This window comes from Sulfuricaulis sp. (genome assembly GCF_024653915.1).
Taxonomy (GTDB): domain Bacteria; phylum Pseudomonadota; class Gammaproteobacteria; order Acidiferrobacterales; family Sulfurifustaceae; genus Sulfuricaulis.
Genome location: NZ_JANLGY010000003.1, coordinates 13,392 through 39,817 on the forward strand (window position 1 = coordinate 13,392; position 26,426 = coordinate 39,817).

The window sequence follows — 26,426 nt, forward strand, 5'->3', positions numbered from 1 at the left end:
TCCGCGTCAATTTACTGTCGCCAGGATGACCATGTGTCGCGCGGCATCGAGGCCCGGTATCGTCAGCTGCTTCACTTCGGCCCGGTATCCGTCCGTGACCGCCGCCAGCTCTTCTTGGGGGAACACGCCCTTCATAACCAGGAACCGGCCGTTCGGTGCACATAGGTGTCGGCTCGCGGCCAGCATATCAGGAATGGAAGCGAAGGCGCGAGCAATCAGCGTATCGAATTTTTCCGTCGGATGGAATTTCTCCACGCGCTCCTGCACGACGGCGACGTTTTTCAGACCCAGTTCGTGCAACGCCTGCGTGGCAAAACGGGTCTTCTTGGCGTTGCTGTCGAGCAGGGTGAACTCAAGATCCGGTCGCGCCAGTGCCAGCGGAATGCCCGGCAACCCGGCGCCGGTGCCGATGTCGAGTACCCGCAATCCGTGCAGATAGGGCAACACCGATAGACTGTCGAGCAGATGTCGCGGCACCATCTGTTCGGGGTCGCGCACGGCCGTGAGGTTATAGGTCTTATTCCACTTTTCGAGAAGTTCGAGGAAATTCAGCAGCTTTGTTTCGGCTGGCGGCGGCAGCTCGAGGCCCATCTCGCGCAGGCCCTGTTGCAGGCGTTTTTCGAGCTTCATGGCCTCCCTGCCCCTCCTCGGGCTATTCGATTTTCATCTTTCGTCCTGCAATTTAAGCCCTCTATCCCTTTTTAGCTATGCGCTCGTGGGGGCCTGCACTAAGCTTTTCAAATACCGGTCTTGAAAAGGAATTCCATGAGATTTTGGTATTTGTTTCCTGGCTTGGCCATGCTCGGCGGGTCCCTGCCAATACAGGCCGCTGATGAAGCGGCGCTGCCCGAGGCATCAGCCAAAGCGGCGGTGTTGATTCCCGGCGTCGTGACACGTTCGCAGTTTACCCGCGACATCAAAGACCTCGAACCGGTCGATACCATTTCAGTATTGACCAACAACCAGATCCGTATCGTCTATTTCACCGAGATCCACGACATGGCCGGGCAGACGGTCACACATCGGTGGGAATTTAACGGCAAGATCATCCTGGAAGTACCGATCAAGGTGGGAACATCGCGCTGGCGCGCCTATTCAACGAAAACACTCATGCCGTCCTGGATCGGCGACTGGAAAGTTTCCGTGGTCGATGCCGCGGGCGGTACCCTCAGCGTCAACACCTTCACTTACCTGAAAAAACCCGAAGCACCCACTTCCGTGGCCACCACTCCGGTGCCCTGACCGGAGCAGAGCGAACCTACAGCGGCGGTCAACTCAGACGCCGAGCACGAACACCCACAACACCACGGCGGAAAAAAGCGCGAGCGCAGTGATCACGCCGCCCCATACGCGGGGTTGGGCCACCACCAGCTTGTCCAGATGATAATGCGGAATGTCGAGCGGCTTCGTCAGCTGGCGCGTGGACACCCAGCGATTGATGGACTCGGCCCAGTACTTGAGCTTGCCAAGCTTGAACAGCGACATCAGCCCCACCACGATCGCTATCAGCGCCCCCAAAACGATGAAGGCGATCAAGCTGATCCACAGGCTTTCCCACACGCTGCTTGAAATATCTGCGTCGCCGTAGAGACGTGCCAACAGCCTGCCGCCGTCCGCGGCACTCATGCCGGTGACAAAGATTGTCCCCTTGATCAGAATCAGCGCCGCGCTCGCCAGCAGAATCGCACCCAGCACGCGCGGATAGCGCAACATGGCGCGGTCCGTTGGACGCGGCTTTGCCAGCGGCTTGGTTATCTTGCGCGTGGAAATCCAGCGATTGGAAAACTTGAAGAGAGCGCCCAGCTGCTGCGGTGCCGCCAGCATCAGCACGCCGATAATCAGCGCAAAAACATTGCCGAAGATCAGCAGCACTACCAGGTAATACAGCATGCTGTCCGGGGTGATCTGCATTGTGTCGCCTCCTGTGCGCGAGTCTGTCCCTGGGGCCAACTTCTTCCCAATTGTAGTCGGTGAAAACGGATGTGATGCTAGGCGCGCTTGCGGCGCAGATGTATCAGCAGCAGCGAGATGGCCGCCGGGGTCATGCCTGAAAGGCGCCCGGCCTGGCCGAGCGTGGCGGGCCGGTGCGACACCAGTTTTTGGCGCGCCTCAATCGACAGCCCGTGGACATTCTGATAATCCAGATCCTGCGGCAATACCGTTTCCTCGTGCCGGCGGTGAAGTTCGATTTCCTCCGACTGGCGCTCGATATAACCGGCATATTTAGCCTGGATTTCGAGCTGTTGCGCCACCTCGGCATCGGCGACCGCTTCCCCGCAACCGGGAAGGGACATCAACGCATCATAAGTAACCTCGGGCCGGCGCAGCAGTTCCATCAGGCTGGCCGCACGCGCCAGCGGCTGGCCAATCACGCGAACGACATCTTCCATCGGCAATACTTCCGGATGCAGCCAGGTTTTTTTCAGGCGCTCCTGTTCACGTGCGATCATTTCACGCTTGTCACTGAAGCGCCGCCAACGGGCGTCGTCAATCAAGCCAAGCCCGCGACCAATCTCGGTCAGGCGCAGATCGGCATTGTCCTCGCGCAGCGCGAGGCGATACTCCGCGCGCGAAGTGAACATGCGATAGGGCTCGGTCACGCCGCGCGTGATGAGATCGTCGATCATCACGCCGAGATAAGCCTCATCACGCCGTGGCCACCACGATGCTTTTTCCTGCACCTGACGCGCGGCGTTGATGCCGGCGATGAGTCCCTGTGCCGCGGCCTCTTCGTAACCGGTGGTGCCGTTGATCTGGCCGGCGAAGAACAATCCCGGCAGGCTCTTGGTCTCGAGCGTCGGCATCAAATCGCGCGGATCGAAATAATCGTATTCGATGGCATAGCCCGGACGCGTGATCACGGCGTTTTCAAAACCCTGAATCGTGCGCACGAGGTCGTGCTGTACATCAAACGGCAGACTGGTGGAAATGCCGTTGGGATAAATCTCGTGCGTGTTGAGCCCTTCGGGCTCGATGAAAATCTGGTGCCGGTCCTTGTCGGCGAAACGCATGATCTTGTCCTCGACCGAGGGACAGTAGCGCGGACCCACGCCTTCGATCACGCCGGTGTACATCGGCGAGCGGTCAAGTCCGGCGCGGATTACCGCGTGCGTGCGTTCATTGGTGTAGGTGATGTGGCAGCTCACCTGCCGTGGATGCTCTTCACGCGAGCCCATGAAGGAAAAAACCGGCGTCGGTTCATCGCCCGGCTGCGCCACGAGCGTCGAGTAATCAATCGTGCGGCCATCAATCCGCGGCGGCGTTCCGGTTTTGAGACGCCCGACATTCGGCATCAACTCGCGCAGGCGCGCGGCCAGTGCATTCGACGGCGGATCGCCGGCGCGCCCGCCCTGGTAATTCGAAAGTCCGATGTGAATTTTGCCACCAAGAAAGGTGCCGGTCGTGAGCACCACGGCGCGCGCGCGGAATTTCACGCCCATGGCCGTGATCACGCCGGTGACGCGCCCATTCTCGACAATCAGGTCTTCAACCGTCTGCTGAAACAGCGTGAGCTTGTCCTGATTTTCCAAGGCCGCGCGTATCGCCGCCCTGTACAGCGTGCGGTCGGCTTGCGCGCGCGTGGCGCGCACCGCCGGGCCCTTGCGCGCGTTGAGCATGCGGAACTGGATGCCAGCGCGGTCGGTGGCGCGCGCCATCACACCGCCGAGCGCGTCGATCTCCTTCACCAGATGTCCCTTGCCGATCCCGCCGATGGCGGGGTTGCACGACATCTGCCCGAGGGTCTCGATGTTCTGCGTCAGCAGCAGCGTGCGTGCGCCCAGCCGCGCGCTCGCGGCTCCGGCCTCGGTGCCGGCGTGGCCGCCGCCGATGACGATGACATCAAATGTTTCAGGGTGCCACATGGTGGTTCAGGCAGAAGGGAAGGTCAGACGATCACAAACCCTATTTGACTCGGTGAGTCTTATGGTCGGGTTTAGTGTTGAAGATGGTCCAGTAGTAATCGAGTTCCTGCACCACCTGGCGGAACTTGTCGAAGTCCACCGGCTTCGAGATATAGCTGTTGACGTAGTGGCGATAGGCCATGCTGACGTCGCGCGCATCGGTCGAACTGGTCAGCACCACCACCGGGATGTCCCTGAGCTTCTCGTCTTCCTTGATAGTCTTGAGCACCTCAAGGCCGTCGATTTTGGGCAGTTTCAGATCCAGCAGGATCATGTCCGGGCGCGGGCTCGTGGACGGGTCTTCGAAGGCGCGGCGGCGGAACAGGTAATCGAGCGCCTCCTCGCCGTCGCGCACGCAATCCACCGGATTGGCCAGGCGGTCTTCCTGCATCGCGCGCAGGATCAATTTGGTGTGGGCGTCGTTGTCCTCAACCAACAGGATGCGAATGGGTAGCGTGGATTTATTGGCTGGCTTGTCCATCAGAATGATTACCTCAGCGCACGAATGTCCCTAAGTTATTCCCCAGCACCAGCATCAACGATAACCGAATCGGGCAGCGATATCCAGAAAGTGCTGCCCCGGCCGGGCTCGGATTCGACCCACAGGCGCCCGCCATGTTGTTCGACGATGCGCCGGGCGATGGTCAACCCCACTCCGGTGCCTTCCCGTCCCGTATCCAGTCGCTCGAACAACCCGAAAATCTTTTCCTGGTATCGTTTTTCTATACCGATTCCGTTGTCGCGCACGTAGAGTCGGGCCTCTCCGTCGGTCCGCTCTGCACCAATTTCGAGCACCGGGTCCACCCCCTTGCGGTGGAACTTCACGCCATTGTCGAGCAGATTTTGCAGCACCTGGCCGAAGCGCACGCGATCCACATGCAGGCGCGGCAATTGGGAGACAACACGGATGGTGGCGCGCTCGCGTTCGATGTGGCTGGCACAGCGTGCCTGCACGTCGCCCAGGATTGCGTGAAGATCGACATCTTCCGGCTCGCCCTGAACCTGTCCGGTGCGCGACAGCAGCAACAGGTCCTCGATTAAATCCTGCATTCCCTGCGTCGCTTTTTGGATTTCCATGATCGACTCGCGTCCCTGTTCCTTGTCGTTGCGCTCGAGATCCCTGGCCAACATCGTGGCGAAACCGCTGATGGTGATGAGGGGGCTCTTCAGGTCGTGCGAGATGGTATAAACGAAACTTTCCATTTCCCGGTTGCGTTGTTCGAGCTCGTGGAATAATCGCTCGCGTTCTTTTTCGGCCTGCTTGTGCTCGGTAATATCGAGCACCGCCACCACCATGCGCTGTACCGGCGAATCCGCGGGAGGAATCGAGACAGACAGCAGGATATTGATCTCTTTCCCGCGCAGGGTCCGGTTGATGGCCTCGGTGGTGAACTGGCGCTGCCCTTCGGCGATGGCCACCAGCTCCTGTTTGAAAATGCCATAAGATCCATCGGTGAAAATCATTTCAATCGAACCCAGCAGTTCTTCTCTGGAGTCCGCCTCGTAGAGCCGGAGTGTTGCCTGATTGACATCCAGCACTTTCAGCGCCCGCGCACATTCCGCGACCAGTTCCGGGTATTCATCGCAATAATTTCCCCAGCCTGCAAAAACTTCGGCGCGGCGTGATTCGATCAGGCGGCGTACCCCGGCGATGTCTTGCTCCCACAACGACACCGAGGCCGTCTCGAAAACCCTCTGCCGTCGGGCCTCGGTGCGATCCTGCTCATCCAGTGCTGTCTTCAGGCCGCGGTAGGCGCGCGTCGTTGTTCGGTAACGCCACGCACCCATCCCCATGACGGTCAGGAGCAATAACGAGCCCATGGCCCACGCGATTCGCTGCACCGTCCAGAACGGTCGGGCCTCACCCAGCCATTTAACGTAGATCGCCCGGTATTCGGGCGTGGCCAACACCTGCTGAACAGCTTTCTCGATGCGCGCCAGCAAAACCTGCTGGTCCACCCGAACCGCGAGCGCGCGCTTAAGCTCGGCCAGCGGCTCACCCACCACCTTGATCTGGTCGGCGACGTTGGCGCCACGCGCGCGATTCCAGGTCCAGGGTTCGGGATAAGCCAGCGCATCCACGTTGCCGCTCAAAAGCGCGAACAGTGCGTCCGGAAAATCCGGATAGCTCTCGAGATGAATCTCCGGGCGCGGTTTCAGCAACGTCTCGCCCACATTGGCGCGAACCACGGCCACCCGCCGCCCGGCGAGATCGGTTAAACCGCGAATCGCAAAAGTATCGTTACGGACGAACAAGGAAACGCGAAAGGTCTCGAAGGAGGAGGAAAAACCGAACTCCTTCCGGCGTGCTTCCGTGTCGCCCAGATTGGGAATCAAATCGGCGCGCCCTTCGCGCAAGGAACGAATGGCTTCGTCCCAGTTGTCCTCCACGCGGTAAGTTACCCTGAGTCCGGCGCGCTGTGCGATCAGCTCCATGAGCTCGATGGCAAATCCGCCTGGATGTCCGGCGGTATCGAGCTGATATTCCGGGGGCGAATTCCGTGGGATGGCGGCAATCACATCGAGCGGCTCCGCGGTGGCGAGGGGCTCGGCCGCCGCTGTTCCGAACAGGCAAAACAGAATCACCGGCAAGAGCCGGAGAAGATTAATGAATAAGGGTGACGGACGCATGGCTCACGCAGATTTTGAAGCAGCGCTGACAATCACGGAAGCCGGCAGCTCGATCCAGAATGTGCTGCCCTGTCCAGTTTCGGAATCCACCCACATGCGCCCGCCGTGGACCTCAATCACACGGCGCGCGATAGCGAGCCCCACACCGGTACCCTCGGTCTTTGAATCGGCGCGCTGGAACAGATCGAAGATGCGCTCGCGGTATATAGAACCGCGATCCATCCTTGGCACGCAAAGCGACCTCGACGTTGTGCTGTGGGCGGCGTGTGGTGCGCATCTGGCGCGTGAACTCGCGCAGGCGCTGGTAGGATTCCGGGGTATAGACCTGCTGGTAAAACGCCTTGCCGCCGTAGCGCCATTCTTCCAGGGTATAACCCCCGAAGGCACGATTGACTTCCAGCGGCCGGCCGTCGAAGTATATCGTCCAGACGGGATCTATCACCCCGTCATCGAGCGTGTCGTCCTGACCGTTCGATTCCTCCGGTGACGGATTGTCAGACTCTGGTAGCACCTGATCTCGCTCCCTTTCTCATGTGGGGCGTTCGGTGCCGCGGCTACAGACAGATCCAGCTTGTTGGTTATGCGGTTATATATGGGTCTGAGTCCATTACGCCCGGCATGTAATGGTCTACATTCGTCTAATGTAACCGAAATTTGCTGCACGGATAGGTGCAGTCTCGTCTTCCCCCAATTGGGTTAACCATTCAGCACCATGCCGATATCAGGCGTTGAACCACTGAAAAATCCGGGAAAATCTCCACGCACCGATTTGGTGCAGGTGATTAACCGTGCCGGCGAAGTGGTTTTGGGTAAAGAGCCCCAGATTCGTCTCGCCATTGCCTGTCTGCTGGCGCGCGGCCATTTGCTGATCGAGGACCTCCCGGGGGTCGGCAAAACCACCCTGGCCCATGTGCTGGCCAAGGTGCTGGGGCTGCATTTCCAGCGCATCCAGTTCACTGCCGATCTGCTGCCGGCGGATATTCTGGGCGTGTCCATTTACCAGACGGATTCCAAAGACTTTGTCTTTCATCCCGGACCGGTTTTTTCGCAACTGGTGCTGGCCGATGAAATAAACCGCACCACCCCCAAGACCCAGAGCGCGCTGCTTGAGGCCATGGAAGAGCGCCAGGTCACGGCCGACGGCGTGACCCATAAACTGCCGCATCCGTTTTTCGTGATCGCCACGCAGAATCCGCATCACCTGATCGGGACATTTCCGCTGCCTGAGTCACAACTCGATCGCTTTCTCATGCGCATCGAGATGGGCTACCCCGACCGCGCCGCCGAACGCGCCCTGCTCAAGGGTCGCGACCGGCGTGAGCTGCTCGAATTGCTGCAACCGGTGATCAGCGCTGACACGCTGGCCAGCCTGCAGCAATTGGTCGCGCGCGTGCACGTGGCCGATGCGCTCCTCGATTACGTGCAGAACCTGCTGGATGCCACGCGCCGCGCCGGTGAATTCGCCGAGGGTCTGTCACCGCGTGCCGGCCTTTCACTGCTGGCCGCGGCGCGGGCCTGGGCGCTGCTGACGGGGCGTGACATGGTGCTGCCGGAAGACGTGCAGGCCGTTGCCCCCTCCGTCATCGGCCATCGACTGCGCCCAGCGGGCGGCGGTCGCGCGGCCAACATCAAGCGCCTGCTCGAATCCGTTCCCATCCCCTGATGTCCGTCGCTGAAGTTGTTTTGGGGCGCCGCCAGCTGTTCATGCTGCCGACCCGATTCGGCCTGTTGTTCGCGCTGTTGCTGATGGTGCAACTGCTGGTGGCGATTAATTACGGGAATGGTCTGGCTTACGCGCTGACGTTCCTGCTCGGTTCGCTCGCCGTGGTGTCCATGCTTTACACCCATCGCAACCTGTTCCGGCTGCGACTCAGCGCCAGCGCCTGTGCGCCGGTGTTTGCAGGGGAGGTCGCGATATTCAAGATACATATTACGAACGACAGCGACACGCCGCGTTTCGGTGTCGCGGTCATGCACGCCAAAAAAGAAATCGGACGCGTGGACATAGCGGCGCGCAGCTCCGCCGACGTCAGCCTGAACGTTTCGGCCGTGAAGCGCGGCTGGCTCATGCTGCCGGAGGTAACCGTCACCACGCGATTTCCGTTGGGCCTGCTCTACTCCTGGTCGCGCCGTATAGCGCTTGACCATTTTTGCCTCGTTTACCCGCGGCCGGCAGACCCGACACCGCGACAACCCCGCGAAGAGGAATCACTTGAATCCACGACAGGGATCAAGGCCGGTGGCGATGATTACATCGGCGCACGTGAATTCCAGCCGGGCGATTCGCCGCGTCACGTGGACTGGAAGGCGGTGGCGCGCGGCGAGCCCTGGCGCGTGAAACAGTTCGGGGCCGGCTATCAGGCCACGGTGTGGCTCGATTGGGACACGCTCGAAGTTCTCGACGCGGAATCGCGCCTGTCGGTGTTGACGCGCTGGGTGCTCGATGCCGAGCACGATGGGATGCTCTACGGATTGCGCTTGCCGGAACAGACGCTCAATCCTTCGAATGGCGAACCGCATCAGCACGAGTGTCTGAAACGCCTCGCGTTGTTTGGACTGAAACCATGAATTCCGCGCCCGTCGATCGGCGCGTGCTGCTGAGCCTGATAGCGGCCGGTGCCATGGCCGTGGCGCCGCATAGCTTCGAACTGCCGCCCTGGATCATCGCTGTATTTGCCCTCGGCGGCGTCTGGCGTTATGGCATCGAGTTCCTCCGGTGGTACCGGCCGGGGGGTTTGGTCCGCTTCGGGCTGATGCTACTGCTCCTGGTGGCCGTGTTCCGGCAATTCCACACCCTGCTCGGGCGCGATCCCGGCATGGCGCTGCTGATCACGCTGATGGGTTTGAAATTTCTGGAGCTGAAAACGGCGCGCGATTTTTTCGTGGGCCTATTCGTGTTCTACCTCATCATCCTCGGCAGTTTTCTCTACGGCCAATCGCTCTGGCTCGGCGGCTGGGCCTTGTTCGCGACGGCCGCGAGCACGGCCGCGTTGGTGCATCTGACACAGCCCACAGGCCTGGACATGTGGCGACGACTGCGACTGTCAGGAGCGATGCTGGCCAAGGCCGTGCCGCTCATGCTCATCGTCTACCTGTTGTTCCCGCGCATCAGCGGCACGCTCTGGGGCCTGCCCGCGGATGCCCACAGCGGCCTCACCGGCATGCCGGACTCGATGCAGCCGGGCAGCATCCGCCATCTGAGCGAATCTTCCGAGATCGCTTTCCGCGTCAGCTTCGACGGCACACCACCGCCGCTGCGTGAGCTCTACTGGCGCGGCCTGGTGCTGACGGATTTCGACGGACGCGGCTGGCAACGCAATGCCACGCAGGCGGCGAAACAAGAGGTATCTTTTTTTCCGCTCAATGAATCGGTGAGCTACCAAGTCACGCTCGAGGCTAGCAACAAGCCGTGGATGCCGGCGCTCGACCTGCCGGCCACCCGGCCCAAAGGCGCGCGCTATCATCCGGATTTCACGCTGGAACATCGCGCGCCGATCAGCGAGCGATTAAATTATTCTGTGACGTCCTATACCCGGTATCGGACCGGCGCGCTGGATGCGACGGAACATGCCGGTGCCTTGAGCCTGCCGCGCAACCTGGGTCCGCGCGTCCGCGCGCTGGCGGCACAATGGCAGCAGGAAAGTAGCGGTCCACTGCAGGTAGCACAGGCCGCGCTCGATTATTTCCGCCGCGAGAATTTCGTCTACACCCTGAGCCCGCCGCTGCTGGGCGATGATCCGGTGGATGAATTCCTGTTCGACACGCGCCGCGGTTTCTGCGAACACTATGCCTCGGCGTTCGTGGCACTCATGCGTGCCGCCGGCATTCCGAGCCGCGTCGTGGTCGGTTATCTCGGCGGCGAACTTAACACCGCGGGCAATTATATGATCGTGCGCCAGTCCGACGCCCATGCCTGGGCGGAGATCTGGCTGGCAGAGCGCGGCTGGGTGCGCGTGGACCCGACCGGGGCGATCGCCCCCGAACGCATCGAACTCGGGATCGACGCCGTACGCCGCCTGGAATTACAGGGCGTCGCTCTGGGCAGCCTGTCCAGCGAGGCGGTGCAGCGGGCCCTGGCCTTGGGCTGGTTCGAGTTCATCGCGCGCCATACGCGCTGGTACTGGGATTACACGAATCTTGCGTGGTATCGGTGGGTGGTGGACTACGGCAAAGAGCGCCAAGAGCGGTTTCTCACGTCACTGGGGCTGGATGATATTTCCTGGAGCCGGTTGACCGGCCTGCTGTTCGTCGGTGCACTGCTGGTCATGCTGGTTTATGCGTTCTTATTGTTGCGCCCGAAAAAATCCGTCGATCCGGCACTGGCGCTTTATCTGCGCTTCTGCCGCCAGCTCGCGCGTGCCGGCATGGTGCGCGCGCCGCACGAAGGCGCCATCGACTTTGCGCACCGATGTGCACATCGCAGGCCGGACCTCAAGAATCGCATGGATGCGATCACCGAACATTATGTGCGCGTGCGTTATGGTCAACCAACCGGTGCGGACGAACTGCGCGCCTTCAAGCGTGAAGTAGCGACATTCAGGGTGTGACGGGGACTATCTTCTGTTGTTTCACTTTCCGATGCAGGAAATGTGAGAGCGCCGTAAGCCGATGAGCTGAAAGACTAATCTACTAATACATTACCCGTTTGGGGCCATACCAACAATATGAACGGTTCGGCAGCTGATGTAACTGTGGCAAAACTCCCCTAAGCTTTATCAGAAGTGCTGACCTGTTTTTCGTTAGTGGTCGCCGATTTCTCTTCCGATGCGGCTGTCGTGTCGTCACTCAAAAAATGCGAGTCTTCTCGAGGTACGAAAGATAGACTTCCAATTTGGATAACTGGTGAAGAGGTCCGGTTTCCGGCTGGACCGTGCTTAGGCCTTTCGACTTTCTGCTCCAAGAGATCATCTAGAGAAATTGCTGTATTTGCTTTGGTCATCGCGCTGGCCTCCAATATCGTAAATCGAGATACAGTATATCGTGATTGATTTATGCTTTCTCAAGCTTGTTTCGTAACATCAACAGCTCCCCCATTACCGCCGTAAAAGGAGCAAGCAGAGGGAAAAAAAGCTTGAACGCATCCGGACCGCGAAGCATGTTTGTGTGGTTTCGATGCATATTCAAAACGCCTAACGGCATCGTGTTATCGGTTGTTTTAGGGTTTGGAATTGGAATGGAAACAAAACTCTTGATTCGTAGCGCTTTATCGCTTGAAAAATACCTACGAACTGCTTCTACCACTGAATTTGAGAAATCCCCGTGATCTGCGCACCAATCCGCTAATTCAGTCGCGTCTTTAAAGTGCGATGGACCGTTTTGCCAGAATGTAAGGGGGGCGCCTGGAAGCTGGCGAAATTTTCCGTGCTCAGATACCTCTAGTTTTTCGACGGGTAACGCGAAAGGATCAAGATTTGCATCTGGGGCGCGCTCCCCAGGCTCGTTTGCTACTGATAATGTGGGTATCAATTCTAGATATCCTTGGAGGGTAGCTGGATCACGATCAAAAAACTTCAGCATTGCCGTAAGCCGTTCCCGCTCCTTATCGTTCAGAGCATTCCTATCTCGGTAGATCATGATATTTGTGGCGTAACGTGTATTCGGAGGAACTCCATCAAATTCGATACCCAAGTAGACAATATTTTGGAGGATTACCCGTATTGCCTCTTCTAGCTGATCGGTAGTGACGGTATTAATGTTAAGTACTGAACGAGCAACTTTGCGGCAGTCGCCATATCTTTTTGACCACAGACTGAGAAATCCTTCTGGAGGCAGTGTCTTGATTAGCGCTTCTAGCGAAGAAGACTGTTTAATCAAATTGTTTTGGGCATCCTGTACGCTTCTGTCCGTCGCCCACTGCCGCCCAAAAAAAAGCACGGCAAAGGTTATAACTGTTAACCAAAAATAAACGGCGTGAGGTGCAAACTCCGTTTGTGGCCCAAATTTGAATGGAATCGATTGTTTGATCGCGTCTGTATAGATCGATCCGAGCAGCCCAGCGATTACGCTAATTACTGTGACTGCAACAGCGAATAGCGGATGATTACCGACAGTGAACAGCCATTTTCGCATCTGTCACCTTTGCGCGTAACACAAATCCTATGCGTCTCTTAAATTAGCATAGCTCCGTGGACAACGATTTACGGCGTGGCCCGGCGAGCTCCCAATTGTGAGTGATTTGCATAGGTCGGCCAATCCGGATGATATTTCTCGGCCTGGTTTCCCCATGCGACCCAATTTGGGCGAGTTCCGCGGGCAAACAGCTCTAAAAAGGGTCCCCAACTGCACGCCTCAATGAGGTCGTAGAGTTCATCCGGCTTGCGCGAATGCTCACGCTTTTGCGTCTTTATGATGTTTACTTGGCGGCGACCAGGAGCAAGGGTCCTGGCATTCTTGCCCTTCACCCCAAATAGGACTATTTCGGTTGTGTTCCGAAAATAGAATCCTACGCCGCGCCCGTCCGGCCCGCCATCCTTACGGATCTTGTGCCATACAATGTTCGATTTGTATTGGAATCCCCACGCTTCCATGACGCGCAGGCCCTCGGCGAGTAAAGCGTTCGGCACCCATAGGTAAAGGTGCGCTGTATCTCCGGTGAGCTGCGCAACGGGTAGAGCGAGAATCTCATCGAGCCTCATCGTGCCGTACCGCGATAGACGCTTGTGCTCAGGCGCCATCTTCCCGGTGCGATTCGTGAATTGCCATGGCGGGTCCGCCAGAAAGGTTGAGAACTTTCGGCCCTTCGCGAATCTCAGCAAATTTTCGTTTGCAGTTTCTTTGCCGCCAGACATGGTTTCACCTCTCGATTTGTTTTGTCGATATTCCGAAAGCTAACACTGGACAACCGCCACTGCGCCCCGCTTCGAGTCGCGGGATCAGTTGATCCCATCGGGTCGTGCTGGCACCAAACTTCGCTTTAAGTGGGCGCTCCTTACCGTCGCTGCCTACCACGTTGCCCAGAGTTGCAAACCACGGGTCTAGATCAGGGCCTCGAGTAACCAAGACGCCGACGCTCAATCGCCCGTACTCGAAAAAGGCGCGGAAAGCAGATAGATCGCGGTCGAACGTCTGATCCTTGCTGTTCCATTCAAAATCGAAAGCCACGCGGTTTTTGATGAAATCGACCCAATGCGTGTCCACCTGCACTTCGGTCGCATCAACAACCAGTTTCGCGTTTAGTGTTTGTTCTACCCACTTCAACGGGCGCAGTAAGGTATCAAACTTCTTGGTGATGATACTTTCGCTGCCTCCTGGCATCTTTACGTCCTCGACAGTGAATCGAAATTCCCGAAGAGCATTACAGAGTTCATCAAGCTCCTCAGGAAACTCAATCCGCAATATTGCTGCTGCATGCCGATGGTCATAAATCTCGTAGAGCGCCTGGATGTCCTTCGGAATATGGTCCTGCCAAATCACCTTTGTCCCCTTTGATTAACGCAGCAGCGAAATGTCACTAGCCAAAATTGCTAGCCACTTCGAACGCGATAATTAAATTCGCCGGTGTTTCTCCGTACTGTTTTTACATCCAACTGCTTAAGCACCTCGCTCTTAACCTTCTCAAGCTCAACTACAAAGGCAAACGAAAATTGTCCTGTGATGAGTTCCTCTACCGAATGACTACCTCGTCGGAAATAAATCTTGCGTCCGTTAGTTATCAGATGAGTACCCGGCAGTGAATCGGGCGTGATATCCGGATGGTGCTTTCTCAAGGATTGCAGTGCGCGCTTGAGACGTAACACGGAGATGCCGGCATTAAGCAGGCGCGCAATGGATCGCAGTAAGACTACATCCCCAAAACTGTAGTGCCGCCGGCATCCTTTGCCTCGTTTACATGCCATCGTTGGCTCCGAAATTTTCGTTCGGCAAAGATAATCCAACATCGTTCGCGTAAGCCCACTTAAGCGTGCAGCCTCATTAGCAGTGAAGAAGTTTTTGGCTTCAGTTTTCATTAGTTTGTAGTTTAGCTCTAAACTATAAATTATTCTTCTACCCTGCAATTAACGTCAAATTGCGTGTTTTCCCTTAAATTTATGGGTTAATGCCCTTCAGTCGCGAGGTTCTACAGGAAAAATTTATAATGGTTAAGGGGGTAAATGGATGGCCAGATGTCTTGGTAAGACTTTAATGGCTCACTATTTCCCAATACAAAAGCTGGAAAAAATCCTTCCGAGCAAGTCATCGGAGGTGAACTCACCGGTAATCTCGGACAGCGCCTGCTGCGCCAGTCGCAGCTCTTCCGCCAGCAGCTCTCCGGCGCGCGATTCCTTGAGCCGCACTTTTCCCTGGCCCAGACAATCCTGCGCGCGGCGGATGGCATCGAGATGACGCCGGCGCGCCATGAACGTGCCTTCGCCGGCGGGCTGAAAGCCCATGCATTCCTTCAAGTGCTGACGCAGGGCATCCATCCCCTCACCGGTTTTAGCGGACAAGGCGATTTCGATTTCATTCGTTGTTTTCCTCACCCCAGGCTGGCGACCGGTGAGATCAATTTTGTTGCGGATCACGGTGCGCGCAAGCCCGGCCGGAACATGCTGTAACACCTCGGCGGACGGCGCGTCGTGGGCGAAATCGTCCAGCACCAGCAACACGCGGTCGGCGTGCACCATCTGTTCGCGCGCCCGGCGGATACCCTCGGATTCGATTTCGTCGCGCGACTCGCGCAGGCCGGCGGTGTCGACAATGTGCAGCGGCATGCCGTCAATGTGTATGCGCTCGCGCAGCACGTCGCGCGTGGTACCGGGAATGGCGCTGACGATGGCGGTGTCGCGCGCGGCCAGTACGTTCAGCAGGCTCGACTTGCCGGCGTTCGGCGGGCCGGCCAGCACCACCGTCATGCCGTCGTGCAACAACACGCCTTGCTGTGTGGAGGCCAAAAGAATTGCCATGTCCTGTGCGAGCACATCGAGTTCCTGCTTCACGCGTGCATCGGCCAGAAAATCGATTTCTTCTTCCGGAAAATCAATCGCCGCCTCGACATACAGGCGCAGCCGCGTGAGGCCTTCGACGAGCGCATACACCCGTTGCGAAAACTCGCCTTCGAGCGAGCGCAGCGCCGAGCGCGCGGCCGTCTCGGAACCGGCCTCGATGAGATCGGCCACGGCCTCGGCCTGCGCTAGGTCGAGTTTGCCGTTCAGGAACGCGCGCTCGGAAAATTCTCCCGGTCGCGCCACGTGTGCGCCGAGTTCGAGGGCGCGGTTGAGCACCATGTCGAGTACCACCGGCCCACCGTGGCCGTGCAGCTCGAGTACGTCCTCACCGGTAAAGGAATGCGGCGCGGGAAAGAACAGCGCCAGGCCCTGATCGAGCGCCTGTCTGGAAGCATCGAGAAAATTTTCAAAACTGGCATGGCGTGAGCGCGGAAGCTTGCCGAGCATACCCTCGGCGATGCGGCGTGTGGCGGGGCCGGAGATGCGCACGATACCGATACCACCGCGCCCGGGCGGTGTGGCTATCGCGGCAATGGTACGGGGATCAGCCACGGCCGCGCGATTACTTCGTCTTGCCCTCGACGACGCGCGTGATGCGCCATTGCTGCGCAATGGACAGGACATTGTTCACCGTCCAGTACAGCACCAGGCCGGCGGGGAAAAACAGGAACATGGCAGTGAACATGAACGGCAGGACCATGAAAACTTTCTGCTGGATCGGGTCAAGCGGTTGCGGATTGAGCTTCTGCTGCACGAACATCGAGGCGCCCATGATGACCGGCAGGATGTAATACGGATCCTGCGCCGAGAGATCCTTGATCCACAAGATCCACGGTGCCTGGCGCATTTCAACGCTTTCGAGCAGCACCCAGTAGAGCGCCAGGAATACCGGGATCTGGATCACGATCGGCAAGCAGCCGCCGAGCGGGTTAATCTTCTCGGTCTTGTACAGTTCCATCATCGCCTGATTGAGTTTTTGGCGATCATCGCCGAAGCGCTCTTTAAGCGCCTTCATTTTGGGTTGCATCTTGCGCATGTGCGCCATGGATTTGTAGCTCGTCGCCGACAGCGGGTAGAACACGGCCTTGATCAGCACCGTGAGCAGAATGATGGCCCAGCCCCAGTTGCCCAGCAGGCCGTGAAACATGGCCAACAGCCAGAACAGCGGCGCGGAAATGACCGTGAGGAATCCGTAGTCCACCGTGAGGTCCATGCCCTCCGGCAAGGTCTCGAGAATTTTCTGTTCCTTGGGGCCGGCGTAGAGCGAGACACGAACCGTGCCGTTCGTGCCCGGCGCGACCTTGGTCGGAGTCAGGTTTTTAAAGCCGAGCACGTGGCGCGTGCCGTCCAGCACATCGGTATAGAACTCGTTGCGCTCGTCTTTCACCGGCAACCACGAGCTTACGAAATAGTGTTGCAGCATCGCCACCCAGCCGCCCGTGGCTTCACGCTTGAGCGGGGTCTTGGCCATGTCGTCGAGCGCGATTTTTTCGTATTTGTTTTCGGGGGTGTAAATGGCGCCACCGGTATAACTTGGCACTGTGGTGAATATGCCGCTCGTGGCCGTGTGCATGCGTTGGAATTGGCCATACAAGTAACCGCTCCACTCGCGGCGCGTGTCGTTCTTCACCGCAAACTCGACATCCACGACGTAGCTGCCACGGTGGAATGTATAGGTCTTGGTGAATTGCACGCCGGCCGTTGTGCGCCAGCTCAGCGGCACGCGCAGTTCATTCTGACCGTCCGCCAGCGTGTAACGGCCGGCCTCGGCAGTGAACGGTGTTTTGTGGTTCGGGTACTGGCCGTCCAAACCAATCAATCCCGACTGGGCTATGAACAGCTCGGGTCCGGCATCGCGCATCAATGGGAAGGCTTCTTCCGGTTTATTCATGGCCACCGGGTACTGGCGCAACTTGAGCTCGCGCATATCACCACCCAGGCTGTCGATTACCGCTTCCATTACGTCGGTGCGTACCTGGATGCGTGTACCACTTGCCAGTGCTTCAGCCGGTTTGAGGCTTGGTGCCGTCTCTGCAGTCTGCGGAATGGGTGCCTGTGGAACGCCCGGCGCGGCGGCGGGTGCGGGCGCGCCAGTGGCGGTGACCGGCGCGGGTGTCTGCGGCGGCGCATTATGCTGCTCCCAGGCTTGCCAGATCAGCATCAGCACCATTGCCAAGGCAAAAAACAGAAACAGGCGTTGATTATCCATGGCGGGTCGATTGGCCGGAATGCGATGGGGAGGCGGGTGGGACCGGATCATATCCACCGCTGTGCCATGGGTGGCAGCGCAGCAGTCGTCGCAGCGCCAGCCATGATCCGCGCAGGCTGCCGTGGGTTTCTATCGACTCGGCGGCGTAATGCGAGCAGCTCGGATGAAAACGGCAGTGCTGACCCAGCCAAGGACTCAGCAGGTAACGGTAACCACGGATAACGGCAATCAGGATTTTCTGCACTGTTGTCCTACCTTGTCCCACAATTGCTGGAGTGAGGCGCGCAGGACCGCGGCTGGCGCGGGCCCTGCCTTGGCGCTGGCCACAACGACGATGTCCAGACCCCCGAGTTTTTCCTGATACCGACGGAATGTCTCACGTACCTGACGTTTGATCCGGTTGCGTACCACCGCCCGGGGCGATGCCTTGCGCGAAACGATGAGGCCCAGGCGCCCATAAGAAAACAGGTTTGGAATCGCGTAGACGCCGAAAAAATCGTCTCGCCCACGCCACGTGCTTTTCAGGGTCGCTTTAAACTCCGCCGGCGTGCGCAGCCGGCGCGATCTGGATAGCCCATAGTGGGCGCTGGACAATTTATGCGCCTAGGCGCTTGCGGCCCTTGGCGCGACGCGCGGCCAACACGCGGCGACCGCCCACTGTCTTCATGCGGGCACGGAAACCGTGTGTGCGTTTGCGTTTAATGTTGCTGGGTTGATAAGTGCGTTTCATCGGATCAGTTCGGGTTGATGGCTGTCGCAGACACGTTGTTGCTGCAAAAGGGCGGCAAACTTACTGCCTCTTATCAAGGTTTGTCAACACATTATTCCGCTAACTATTTGTAAATACAGACGACGCATAGTCCCTGTGGATAACTAACTCTTTACTGGCTAGACTCCCTTTCCCCCTCGTTGTTGCGTGAAAAAAGATGCAGTCGTCTGTGTGGAAAAAGTGCCTGGAAAGGCTTGAAGAAGAACTGTCTGCGCAACAGTTCAATACCTGGCTACGGCCGCTGCATGCGGTGCAGGACACCCAGATACTCCGGCTGTTAGCGCCCAACCGCTTTGTGGTGGACTGGGTACGCGAGCGCTTCCTGGAACGGATCGCAGAACTGAGCAGTGAATACAGTGGTGGCGCGCTCAGCGTCCAGGTTGAGGTTGGCAGTCAGTCGCGACCGGTGGTGCTTACACCTCAAGCGGCCAGTACGCGCACTGAAGCAAGCACAACCCTCAAAGCACCCTCCATCATTGGCCGAATGAATCAGGATTTCACTTTCGAAACTCATGTGGAAGGAAAATCAAATCAGCTGGCACGGGCGGCGGCGCGACAGGTGGGTGAAAATCCTGGTGGGGCCTATAACCCGCTTTTTATTTATGGTGGTGTGGGTCTGGGCAAAACGCACCTCATGCATGCGGTAGGTAACCTGATGCTTAAGCATCGGCCCGGGGCCAATATTGCGTACGTGCACTCTGAGCGTTTTGTTGCTGATATGGTCAAGGCGTTTCAGCACAACGCCATCAACGAATTCAAGAAACTGTACCGAAACCTCGACGCTTTGTTGATTGACGACATACAATTTTTCGTTGGTAAGGAACGCTCACAAGAAGAATTGTTCCATACATTCAATGCGTTACAAGAATCCAAGCGCCAAGTAATCATCACGGCTGACCGTTTCCCCAAGGAACTGGTAGGCGTTGAGGAACGTCTGGTCTCGCGCTTTGGTTCCGGTCTGATTGTTTCAATAGAGCCACCAGAGCTTGAGACTCGCGTTGCCATTTTGATAAAAAAAGCAAAACAGGAGGGAGTGGATTTGCCCGATGACGTAGCTTTTTTTATAGCCAAACGGGTCCGGTCAAATGTGCGTGAGCTTGAGGGCGCACTGCGCCGAATACTGGCGAGCGCTTTTTTCACTGGCAGAACAATAGATATTTCGCTGGTTACCGAGAGCCTTAAAGACCTCATCTCGTTCCAAGACCGTTTGATCACCACAAACAATATCCAAAAAACGGTTGCTGAATATTACAAGATCCGCGTTTCCGACCTGCACTCCAAAAGTCGGTCGCGCCAGGTGGCGCGACCGCGCCAGGTAGCCATGGCGCTGGCGAAAGAGTTAACAGAACATAGCTTGCCCCAGATTGGCGATGCCTTCGGTGGCCGGGACCACACCACAGTGCTGCATGCTTGTCGCAAGGTGGCCGAACTTAAATCAAAAGACTCAAGAATGAGCGAAGACTACGGGAATCTTCTGCGTATTCTGACTACCTGACAGCCTGGTGATAACTCTGTGAATTCTATTTGTAGAACTTTCATGAGTCGGTATCATTCAACAATCATCGATGATACACACAGTCACCGATGAGGTTATTAACATGCTGTCAGTTCCATAATTGTCGAATTCGGTAGGGCATTACCGGTTTATCCACAAAACAACCCCTGACTAATTACTATTAAACATCTTTAACTAAAGGAAATAATAAGAAAGCATGCAAATCACCATAACACGCGAGGACTTGTTAAAACCCTTGGGTTATGTGGCCGGTGTCGTAGAACGGCGTCAGACCTTACCCGTTCTGTCTTATATCCTGCTGCGGCAAAAAGACGGTGAAATGACACTGACAGGAACTGACCTGGAAATAGAGGTGATTGCCAAAGTAGGCAAAGCGGGTGGGAGTAGCGCAGAAATGACACTGCCTGCACGGAAGTTGTTTGATATTTGTCGCGCCCTGCCCAACGATGCAGAAATCACCATCAAAAAAGAAGGTGAAAAATCCATCGTAAAATCAGGCAAGAGCCGTTTCGCGCTGGCAACCGTACCTGTTGCAGATTTCCCATCTGTACAAGCCTCACAGTGGGAGCAAGCACTCACTCTTAAACAGAATCAGCTGCGTGGGTTGCTGGAGAAGACCCACTTTTGTATGGCTCAACAAGATGTGCGCTATTACCTCAACGGCCTGTTGCTCGAAGTATCAGAAAATAAAATTCGTGGTGTTGCCACGGATGGGCATCGAATGGCAATCAGCGAATCGAGTCTTGAGAAAAGCGTAAAGATTGAGAAACAGGTTATAGTGCCGCGTAAGGGAGTCCAGGAGATGCTGCGACTACTCAGCGACACGGACGATCAAATTGAGCTCGAATTCGGAACGAACCATATTCGTGCACGGGCAGCCGATTTTATTTTCACCTCCAAGTTGATTGACGGACGTTACCCTGATTACAACAAGGTTATACCCGGAAAACAGTCCAAAAAACTCAAATTAGATCGAAACCTGTTCCGTGAAACCTTAGGTCGGGTAGCAATCCTGTCCAGCGAAAAGTATCGCGGCGTGAGACTCAGTTTGAGCAATAAAACACTGCGTTTCACCGCCCATAACCCGGAGCAGGAAGAAGCCCAAGAGGAAATCAGCGCGGATTACACGGGTGAAGGGCTGGAAATTGGTTTTAATGTTAATTATATGATCGAAGCCATTAGTGCTCTCCATACCGAAAATATCGAGTTTGGCCTCAACGATCCAAACAGCAGTTGCACCCTAGCATCACCAGAAATGCCGTATCCACAGTACGTTATAATGCCAATGCGGCTTTGATGCCGCTACAACGTTCCACGTGGAACGCACAGCACCCCCAACCGTTTCACGTGGAACAACACTGATCAACTGATGACACAAGCCAAAAAGGGAACTCCCTCCACATACGATTCGCACAGTATCCAAGTTCTAAAAGGACTGGATGCAGTGCGCAAGCGACCAGGCATGTATATCGGGGATACCGATGATGGTACTGGCCTGCATCATATGGTTTTTGAAGCTGTGGATAACTCCATTGATGAGACCTTGGCCGGCCACTGTAATCGCATTGCTGTTGCCATCCATGGGGATAATTCGATAACTGTTTCGGATAACGGCCGAGGTATTCCGACAGAGATAATCCCGGAAGAAGGGCGCTCCGCAGCGGAAGTAGTAATGACCGTTTTGCATGCTGGCGGTAAGTTCGACCAGAACTCATATAAGGTTTCTGGGGGTCTCCATGGTGTGGGTATATCTGTGGTTAACGCCTTGTCCGACCAGCTTGAGCTGACCATCCGTCGTGACGGTAAGGTCCATCAGCAGAAATACCATCTGGGTGAGCCACAAAGCCCACTCAAAGTGACCGGCGAAAGCAGCGAAACGGGCACCGATGTTCATTTCACACCCAGCAGCAAAATTTTCACTGACAGGATTTTTAATTACGACATCCTGGCAAAACGTCTGCGCGAGCTATCTTTTCTGAATTCCGGCGTACGTATTTCGTTGCTGGACGAGCGGACCGGCAAGGAAGATGTCTTTGAGTACAAAGGCGGGATCGCGGCTTTTGTTGGCCACCTGAATCGCAACAAGACCCCGCTGCATCAAAAGCCGATTTTTATCTCGGCAGAGCGCGATGGCACCACCGTTGAACTTTGTTTGCAGTGGAACGATACCTATCAGGAGAATATTTTCTGTTTTACCAACAATATCCCGCAGCGCGATGGCGGTACCCATCTTGCCGGGTTGCGCGCGGCGATGACGCGCACGCTTAATCAGTTCATTGAAAAAACGGGACTGGCCAAAAAAGAAAAGGTCGAGATCAGCGGTGATGATGCCCGTGAAGGTCTGATTGCCGTACTGTCAGTTAAAGTCCCGGACCCCAAGTTTTCCTCCCAGACCAAGGACAAGCTGGTTTCCTCTGAAGTGAAAGGGGTCGTCGAATCGATCGTTAACGAAAAGCTTTCCGAGTTTCTTGAAGAAAACCCTGCCGATGCCCGTAGCATTGCCCTCAAGATCGTAGAGGCGGCCAGGGCGCGCGAGGCGGCCCGCAAGGCGCGCGAGATGACGCGCCGAAAAGGGGTGCTGGACCTCGCTGGACTTCCAGGCAAATTAGCAGATTGTCAGGAGCGTGATCCAACCAAGTGTGAGCTGTACCTTGTCGAGGGCGACTCCGCCGGTGGCTCTGCCAAACAGGCCCGCGATCGCAAATTCCAGGCTGTGCTCCCACTCAAGGGCAAGATTCTGAATGTCGAGCGCGCGCGCTTTGACAAGATGCTGTCGTCCGTCGAAGTCGCTACTCTGATCACCGCGCTTGGGACGGGAATTGGTAAAAATGATTTCGATATCAATAAGTTACGTTATCATCGGATTATTTTAATGACAGACGCCGATGTCGATGGTTCGCACATCCGCACCCTGCTTCTCACGTTTTTCTTTCGCCAGATGTCGGACATGATCAGTCGCGGTCATGTGTACATCGCCCAACCGCCGCTGTTCAAGATCAAGCACGGCAAACAAGAGCGCTACCTCAAGGATGAAGGCGAACTTCAGGATTTTCTACTTGAAGCGGCTCTGACAGAGGCTGTGCTGAACACGGCAGACAACCAGAAGCTGTCGGGCAAGGAACTGACTTCGCTCTGTCGGAGTCATCTCGCCGTGGATCAGACCATACGGCGCCTCGCGCGCCGCTATGACGCCGCGGCTTTGCGCCAGCTGGTATACATGCCGCGACTCACACCCGCGTTGCTGAAGGACAAGAAGCAGGCCGGCAAGATAGCGCTGGAACTCCAAAGCCGTTTAACGCACGAGGCGAACCACGGCAGCCGCTACGAGATCTCCATCGGCATCGACACTCGTAACAATCTGCATGAAATGATTCTGGCGCGGCATGAGCACGGAACCACCACACGAACCAAGATCGACACAGAATTTATATCCTCCGGCGAATACGGTGCCATGCGTGAGCTGGGAGAGCGAGCGGAAAAATATTTTACCAGCGAGGCCACCATCCAGCGAGCCGACAAAAGCTACAAGGTTGCCAGTATCGATGCCATGCTGGAATGGCTGATGGCCGAGGCGCGCCGCGGCCAGACTATCCAACGCTACAAGGGCCTGGGTGAGATGAATCCGGAGCAGCTGTGGGAAACCACCATGGACCCGCAGACGCGTCGCCTGCTCAAGGTCAATATCGAGGACGGCGTGGCCGCCGATGACGTTTTTACCACCTTGATGGGCGAACAGGTTGAGCCACGGCGCGAGTTTATTGAAAAGAACGCGCTCGACGTCTCTAACCTCGATATTTAAGCCGCGTTACCCCCGAAGCTAGAAGCTCAGTGCAGTGTGCGCGGAATGCTCAGCGTAAAAATTGGGATTTCTGCATCGAACGCGGTGCCATCGTCGGCAATCATCTGATAACTACCGCTCATCATGCCAACCGGCGTTTCCAGAATCGTACCACTGGTGTACTGAAAACTCGTCCCGGGAGGCAGATAGGGCTGTTCGCCCACAACACCTTCGCCGTGTACCTCACGTTTCTGCTCATTGGCGTCAACGATGATCCAGTGGCGTGTGACCAGCCGCGCCGGCACCGAGCCCGAGTTGGTGATTGTGATGGTATAGGCAAACACGTAACGATTCTGGCCCGGTTCTGACTGGCCGGGGAGGTAGGCCGTGCGGACATCAATCTGTATCTGGTGTTTATCGGTGGCAGTCATGTGTAACGCACCCGAAATCATGGCAAGGATTATTTTGTCTCTCTAGCGTTAGTGCACTAGGGTATCACTAAAGTTTCCGCCGTGGAGGATAGATAAACCACGTCAGTGCCACGAACCCCGTAAAAACCGTATAAATCAGCGTGAATACCCAACTCGGTGCTGTATAGAATATCAGCTGATGCAGCCAGTAACGGATAAACCCGTTTCCGTATGTCACTGCACCCGCTGCCGTACGTAATATATTTTCCAGCGCCGTGAGTGGGCAGATGAAGCCGAGCCAGGCCTCCAGCATCACGAAACCGATGGCGAGCAGGTGCAACAAACGAAATAACCGGTGGCGCGGCCAAGTCCAGCCCAGCACCCAACCGGCTACGATTAAAATCTGTCCACCGACGACGAACAAAATAAAAATCGCGTGCAAACCCAGAATCAGATCGGCTAGCCACATCCAGACATCTGCATCAGACGACATGTGAAGATGGATAGGGCCCACACCCCACGCTGAAAAATTCCACTGGGCCGGCATCCAGCCGCACTGCAGTAAGTGTGTGGCCCCAGAGACAACCGCTATCCAGACCGATGACGCCATTGCCTTGCCACGGCCCCAGCTCAGACCAGTGTCCGAAAATTATTTTTAGTTCACGGCTGCGACGCCCCGGAACCTGGAACCAGGGCGACAGGTTAGGCGGCTGACTCCCGGGAGGACCCTTGGGGCGCAGATCCATGTGGCCATTGAGGTCGCAATAGCGCAGCCGAGTGAACGTGTTGACGATCACACGCAGTCGGTCGAAGCCGCGCAGGTTTTCGTTCCAGTGATCGGGCAAATCGCCGTACATGTGGTGGAAAAATTCCTGGTGCTTGTCACTGCGCAATACCGTCTCGGCCTCTTGCGCCAATTGCTGTGCTTGCGCGAGATCCCAGGGCGGCAGCAAGCCGGCGTGAATCAGCGTATACCCCAGAGCAGGATCGTGATGCAGCAAGGGTCGTGAACGCAGCCAGTTCAGCAATTCACCACGGTCGTGTGCGCTTAAAATCTCGTCCAGCGTATCGCGTTTTAATGTATTCGCTGCGCCAGCCGCGACGGCGAGCAGATGCAGATCGTGATTGCCAAGCACGCACACGGCGCGCTCACCCAGGTCTTTGACGAATCGCAGCACTTCAAGTGATTGCGCCCCGCGATTGACCAGATCGCCGGTGAACCACAGGCAGTCCTGCGCCGGGTTAAATTGCAGGCGCGACAGCAATTGCTGCAACGGCGTGTAGCAGCCTTGCACGTCCCCGATCGCGTAAACAGCCATCAGCAGGCCTTGGGCGGCCGCCCCAGCTGAGCAGCCATATCGATGGTGGCTTTTACCAGGGCGTGAACGTTGCCCGCTTCCATTGCCGAGTGTCCGGCGTTGGGGATGATTTCGAGCCGGACCTCGGGCCAGGCCCGCATCAGCTCCCAGGCGTTTTGCAGCGGACAAACCATGTCATAGCGTCCATGTACGATGGTGCCGGAAATGCCGCTCAGGGCCGACACGTTATTTAAAATTTGATCAGGCGCCAAAAAGCTGTCGTGCACGAAATAATGTGCCTCGATGCGCGCCAGCGACAACGCTGTGTGCGGCGTGCCGAAAAATTCCACTACGTGTTTGTTTGGTAACAGCGTCGCGGCGCGGCCTTCCCACAACGACCAGGCCTTGGCGCTGGCCATGCGAGCGATCTCGTCCTCGCCAATCAGGCGTCGGTGATGGGCGTGCAACAGGTCATGGCGTTCGGACTCCGGAATCGGCGCGATGAATTCCTGCCAGTGATCGGGAAATATGCGGTTGGCGCCTTCCTGGTAGAACCAGTGTATCTCCCAGGGGCGGCACAGAAAGATGCCGCGCAGAATGAGTCCGAGCACGTGGCCGGGATGGGTCTCGGCATAGACCAGCGACAGCGTCGAACCCCAGGATCCACCGAACAGCACCCAGCGATCCACGCCGAGATGCTCGCGGATCTTTTCCATGTCGGCGACCAGATCCTGTGTGGTGTTGTGGTCGAGACCCGCGTGCGGTGTCGAGCGCCCTGCTCCGCGCTGGTCGAATAAAATAATGCGGTAGAGATTGGGATCAAAAAAACAGCGATGCGCTTCCTCGCAACCGGCGCCAGGTCCTCCATGCACGAACAATATTGGCAGGCCCGTAACATTGCCGCATTCCTCAACATGCAACTCGTGCAGCTCGTTAACCCGGAGCCGGTGTGTCGCATAAGGCTGAATGGCGGGGAAAAGTTTGTGCAA

The 26,426-nt window shown here is 56.9% G+C and carries 28 protein-coding genes; 7 read left to right on the plus strand and 21 right to left on the minus strand.

Features of this window, described 5'->3' with window-relative positions; all coding sequences use genetic code 11:
- Positions 1–6: 6 nt before the first annotated feature.
- Entirely contained in the window at positions 7–630 is a 624-nt protein-coding gene (gene rsmG / locus NUV55_RS00715) for a 16S rRNA (guanine(527)-N(7))-methyltransferase RsmG (RefSeq protein WP_296669484.1), read from the minus strand.
- Positions 631–765: 135 nt separating this feature from the next.
- On the opposite strand from rsmG, the gene NUV55_RS00720 reads away from it, so the two are divergent.
- Entirely contained in the window at positions 766–1,242 is a 477-nt protein-coding gene (locus NUV55_RS00720; RefSeq protein WP_296669486.1) for a DUF2914 domain-containing protein, read from the plus strand.
- A 33-nt stretch (positions 1,243–1,275) separates the two neighbouring features.
- Here NUV55_RS00720 and NUV55_RS00725 read toward each other — a convergent pair whose 3' ends face one another.
- From NUV55_RS00725 to NUV55_RS00745, 6 genes are all read right to left on the minus strand, one after another.
- Positions 1,276–1,911, minus strand: coding sequence for a hypothetical protein (locus NUV55_RS00725; RefSeq protein ID WP_296669487.1), 636 nt, complete (start codon positions 1,909–1,911; stop codon positions 1,276–1,278).
- A gap of 77 nt (positions 1,912–1,988) precedes the next feature.
- Positions 1,989–3,863, minus strand: coding sequence for a tRNA uridine-5-carboxymethylaminomethyl(34) synthesis enzyme MnmG (mnmG, locus tag NUV55_RS00730; protein WP_296669488.1), 1,875 nt, complete (start codon positions 3,861–3,863; stop codon positions 1,989–1,991).
- Between the two features lie 40 nt (positions 3,864–3,903).
- Positions 3,904–4,383, minus strand: coding sequence for a response regulator (locus NUV55_RS00735; protein WP_296669490.1), 480 nt, complete (start codon positions 4,381–4,383; stop codon positions 3,904–3,906).
- A gap of 35 nt (positions 4,384–4,418) precedes the next feature.
- A complete protein-coding gene (locus tag NUV55_RS00740; RefSeq protein ID WP_296669491.1) occupies positions 4,419–6,533 on the minus strand; it encodes a transporter substrate-binding domain-containing protein in 2,115 nt (704 codons plus the stop codon).
- 3 nt (positions 6,534–6,536) lie between these two features.
- On the minus strand, positions 6,537–6,677 hold the full coding sequence (locus NUV55_RS13735) for an ATP-binding protein (protein ID WP_367280309.1): 141 nt from the start codon (positions 6,675–6,677) through the stop codon (positions 6,537–6,539).
- A complete protein-coding gene (locus tag NUV55_RS00745) occupies positions 6,646–7,044 on the minus strand; it encodes a PAS domain S-box protein (protein WP_296669493.1) in 399 nt (132 codons plus the stop codon). Before NUV55_RS00745 ends, NUV55_RS13735 begins: the two co-directional genes overlap by 32 nt.
- Before the next feature lie 201 nt (positions 7,045–7,245).
- On the opposite strand from NUV55_RS00745, the gene NUV55_RS00750 reads away from it, so the two are divergent.
- Genes NUV55_RS00750 through NUV55_RS00760 form a run of 3 tightly spaced genes read left to right on the plus strand, consistent with a single transcriptional unit; the run spans position 7,246 to position 11,080 of the window.
- Positions 7,246–8,196, plus strand: a complete 951-nt coding sequence (locus NUV55_RS00750; protein ID WP_296669495.1) for an AAA family ATPase — start codon at positions 7,246–7,248, stop codon at positions 8,194–8,196.
- Positions 8,196–9,101 carry a DUF58 domain-containing protein gene (locus tag NUV55_RS00755; RefSeq protein WP_296669496.1) on the plus strand — a complete coding sequence of 302 codons (906 nt, stop codon included), beginning with the start codon at positions 8,196–8,198 and terminating at the stop codon, positions 9,099–9,101. Before NUV55_RS00750 ends, NUV55_RS00755 begins: the two co-directional genes overlap by 1 nt.
- On the plus strand, positions 9,098–11,080 hold the full coding sequence (locus NUV55_RS00760) for a DUF3488 and transglutaminase-like domain-containing protein (protein ID WP_296669498.1): 1,983 nt from the start codon (positions 9,098–9,100) through the stop codon (positions 11,078–11,080). Before NUV55_RS00755 ends, NUV55_RS00760 begins: the two co-directional genes overlap by 4 nt.
- 158 nt (positions 11,081–11,238) lie before the next feature.
- On the opposite strand, the gene NUV55_RS00765 is transcribed toward NUV55_RS00760, so the two are convergent.
- The 10 genes from NUV55_RS00765 to rpmH all read right to left on the minus strand — a co-directional run bounded on the left by NUV55_RS00765 (position 11,239) and on the right by rpmH (position 18,396).
- Positions 11,239–11,472 carry a hypothetical protein gene (locus NUV55_RS00765; protein ID WP_296669500.1) on the minus strand — a complete coding sequence of 78 codons (234 nt, stop codon included), beginning with the start codon at positions 11,470–11,472 and terminating at the stop codon, positions 11,239–11,241.
- A gap of 50 nt (positions 11,473–11,522) precedes the next feature.
- Positions 11,523–12,602, minus strand: coding sequence for a hypothetical protein (locus tag NUV55_RS00770; RefSeq protein ID WP_296669501.1), 1,080 nt, complete (start codon positions 12,600–12,602; stop codon positions 11,523–11,525).
- A gap of 68 nt (positions 12,603–12,670) precedes the next feature.
- Complete coding sequence (locus NUV55_RS00775; protein ID WP_296669502.1) at positions 12,671–13,321, minus strand: MT-A70 family methyltransferase; 651 nt, start codon at positions 13,319–13,321, stop codon at positions 12,671–12,673.
- 4 nt (positions 13,322–13,325) lie between these two features.
- On the minus strand, positions 13,326–13,946 hold the full coding sequence (locus NUV55_RS00780) for a BglII/BstYI family type II restriction endonuclease (RefSeq protein ID WP_296669504.1): 621 nt from the start codon (positions 13,944–13,946) through the stop codon (positions 13,326–13,328).
- A 50-nt stretch (positions 13,947–13,996) separates the two neighbouring features.
- Positions 13,997–14,479 (minus strand): MerR family transcriptional regulator, encoded by a 483-nt coding sequence (locus tag NUV55_RS00785; RefSeq protein WP_296669506.1) that lies wholly within the window; start codon positions 14,477–14,479, stop codon positions 13,997–13,999.
- A gap of 183 nt (positions 14,480–14,662) precedes the next feature.
- Complete coding sequence (mnmE, locus tag NUV55_RS00790; protein WP_296669507.1) at positions 14,663–16,009, minus strand: tRNA uridine-5-carboxymethylaminomethyl(34) synthesis GTPase MnmE; 1,347 nt, start codon at positions 16,007–16,009, stop codon at positions 14,663–14,665.
- A gap of 10 nt (positions 16,010–16,019) precedes the next feature.
- Positions 16,020–17,666: a membrane protein insertase YidC gene (gene yidC, locus NUV55_RS00795; protein WP_296669509.1), complete on the minus strand. Its 1,647-nt coding sequence runs from the start codon at positions 17,664–17,666 to the stop codon at positions 16,020–16,022.
- Complete coding sequence (gene yidD / locus NUV55_RS00800; RefSeq protein WP_296669511.1) at positions 17,659–17,910, minus strand: membrane protein insertion efficiency factor YidD; 252 nt, start codon at positions 17,908–17,910, stop codon at positions 17,659–17,661. Before yidD ends, yidC begins: the two co-directional genes overlap by 8 nt.
- Positions 17,895–18,260 carry a ribonuclease P protein component gene (gene rnpA / locus NUV55_RS00805; RefSeq protein WP_296669512.1) on the minus strand — a complete coding sequence of 122 codons (366 nt, stop codon included), beginning with the start codon at positions 18,258–18,260 and terminating at the stop codon, positions 17,895–17,897. The genes yidD and rnpA overlap by 16 nt, the downstream gene beginning before the upstream one ends.
- 1 nt (position 18,261) lies before the next feature.
- Positions 18,262–18,396: a 50S ribosomal protein L34 gene (rpmH, locus tag NUV55_RS00810; RefSeq protein WP_296669513.1), complete on the minus strand. Its 135-nt coding sequence runs from the start codon at positions 18,394–18,396 to the stop codon at positions 18,262–18,264.
- 196 nt (positions 18,397–18,592) lie between these two features.
- On the opposite strand from rpmH, the gene dnaA reads away from it, so the two are divergent.
- The 3 genes from dnaA to gyrB all read left to right on the plus strand — a co-directional run bounded on the left by dnaA (position 18,593) and on the right by gyrB (position 23,750).
- Entirely contained in the window at positions 18,593–19,930 is a 1,338-nt protein-coding gene (dnaA, locus tag NUV55_RS00815) for a chromosomal replication initiator protein DnaA (RefSeq protein WP_367280310.1), read from the plus strand.
- Between the two features lie 217 nt (positions 19,931–20,147).
- On the plus strand, positions 20,148–21,248 hold the full coding sequence (dnaN, locus tag NUV55_RS00820; RefSeq protein WP_296669517.1) for a DNA polymerase III subunit beta: 1,101 nt from the start codon (positions 20,148–20,150) through the stop codon (positions 21,246–21,248).
- Positions 21,249–21,320: 72 nt separating this feature from the next.
- Positions 21,321–23,750, plus strand: a complete 2,430-nt coding sequence (gene gyrB, locus NUV55_RS00825; protein WP_296669518.1) for a DNA topoisomerase (ATP-hydrolyzing) subunit B — start codon at positions 21,321–21,323, stop codon at positions 23,748–23,750.
- 26 nt (positions 23,751–23,776) lie between these two features.
- On the opposite strand, the gene apaG is transcribed toward gyrB, so the two are convergent.
- From apaG to pip, 4 genes are all read right to left on the minus strand, one after another.
- Positions 23,777–24,160 (minus strand): Co2+/Mg2+ efflux protein ApaG, encoded by a 384-nt coding sequence (gene apaG / locus NUV55_RS00830; RefSeq protein WP_296669520.1) that lies wholly within the window; start codon positions 24,158–24,160, stop codon positions 23,777–23,779.
- A 67-nt stretch (positions 24,161–24,227) separates the two neighbouring features.
- A complete protein-coding gene (locus NUV55_RS00835) occupies positions 24,228–24,632 on the minus strand; it encodes a DUF2784 domain-containing protein (protein ID WP_296669522.1) in 405 nt (134 codons plus the stop codon).
- A complete protein-coding gene (locus tag NUV55_RS00840) occupies positions 24,622–25,458 on the minus strand; it encodes a symmetrical bis(5'-nucleosyl)-tetraphosphatase (RefSeq protein WP_296669523.1) in 837 nt (278 codons plus the stop codon). Before NUV55_RS00840 ends, NUV55_RS00835 begins: the two co-directional genes overlap by 11 nt.
- A complete protein-coding gene (gene pip / locus NUV55_RS00845) occupies positions 25,458–26,426 on the minus strand; it encodes a prolyl aminopeptidase (RefSeq protein ID WP_296669525.1) in 969 nt (322 codons plus the stop codon). The genes NUV55_RS00840 and pip overlap by 1 nt, the downstream gene beginning before the upstream one ends.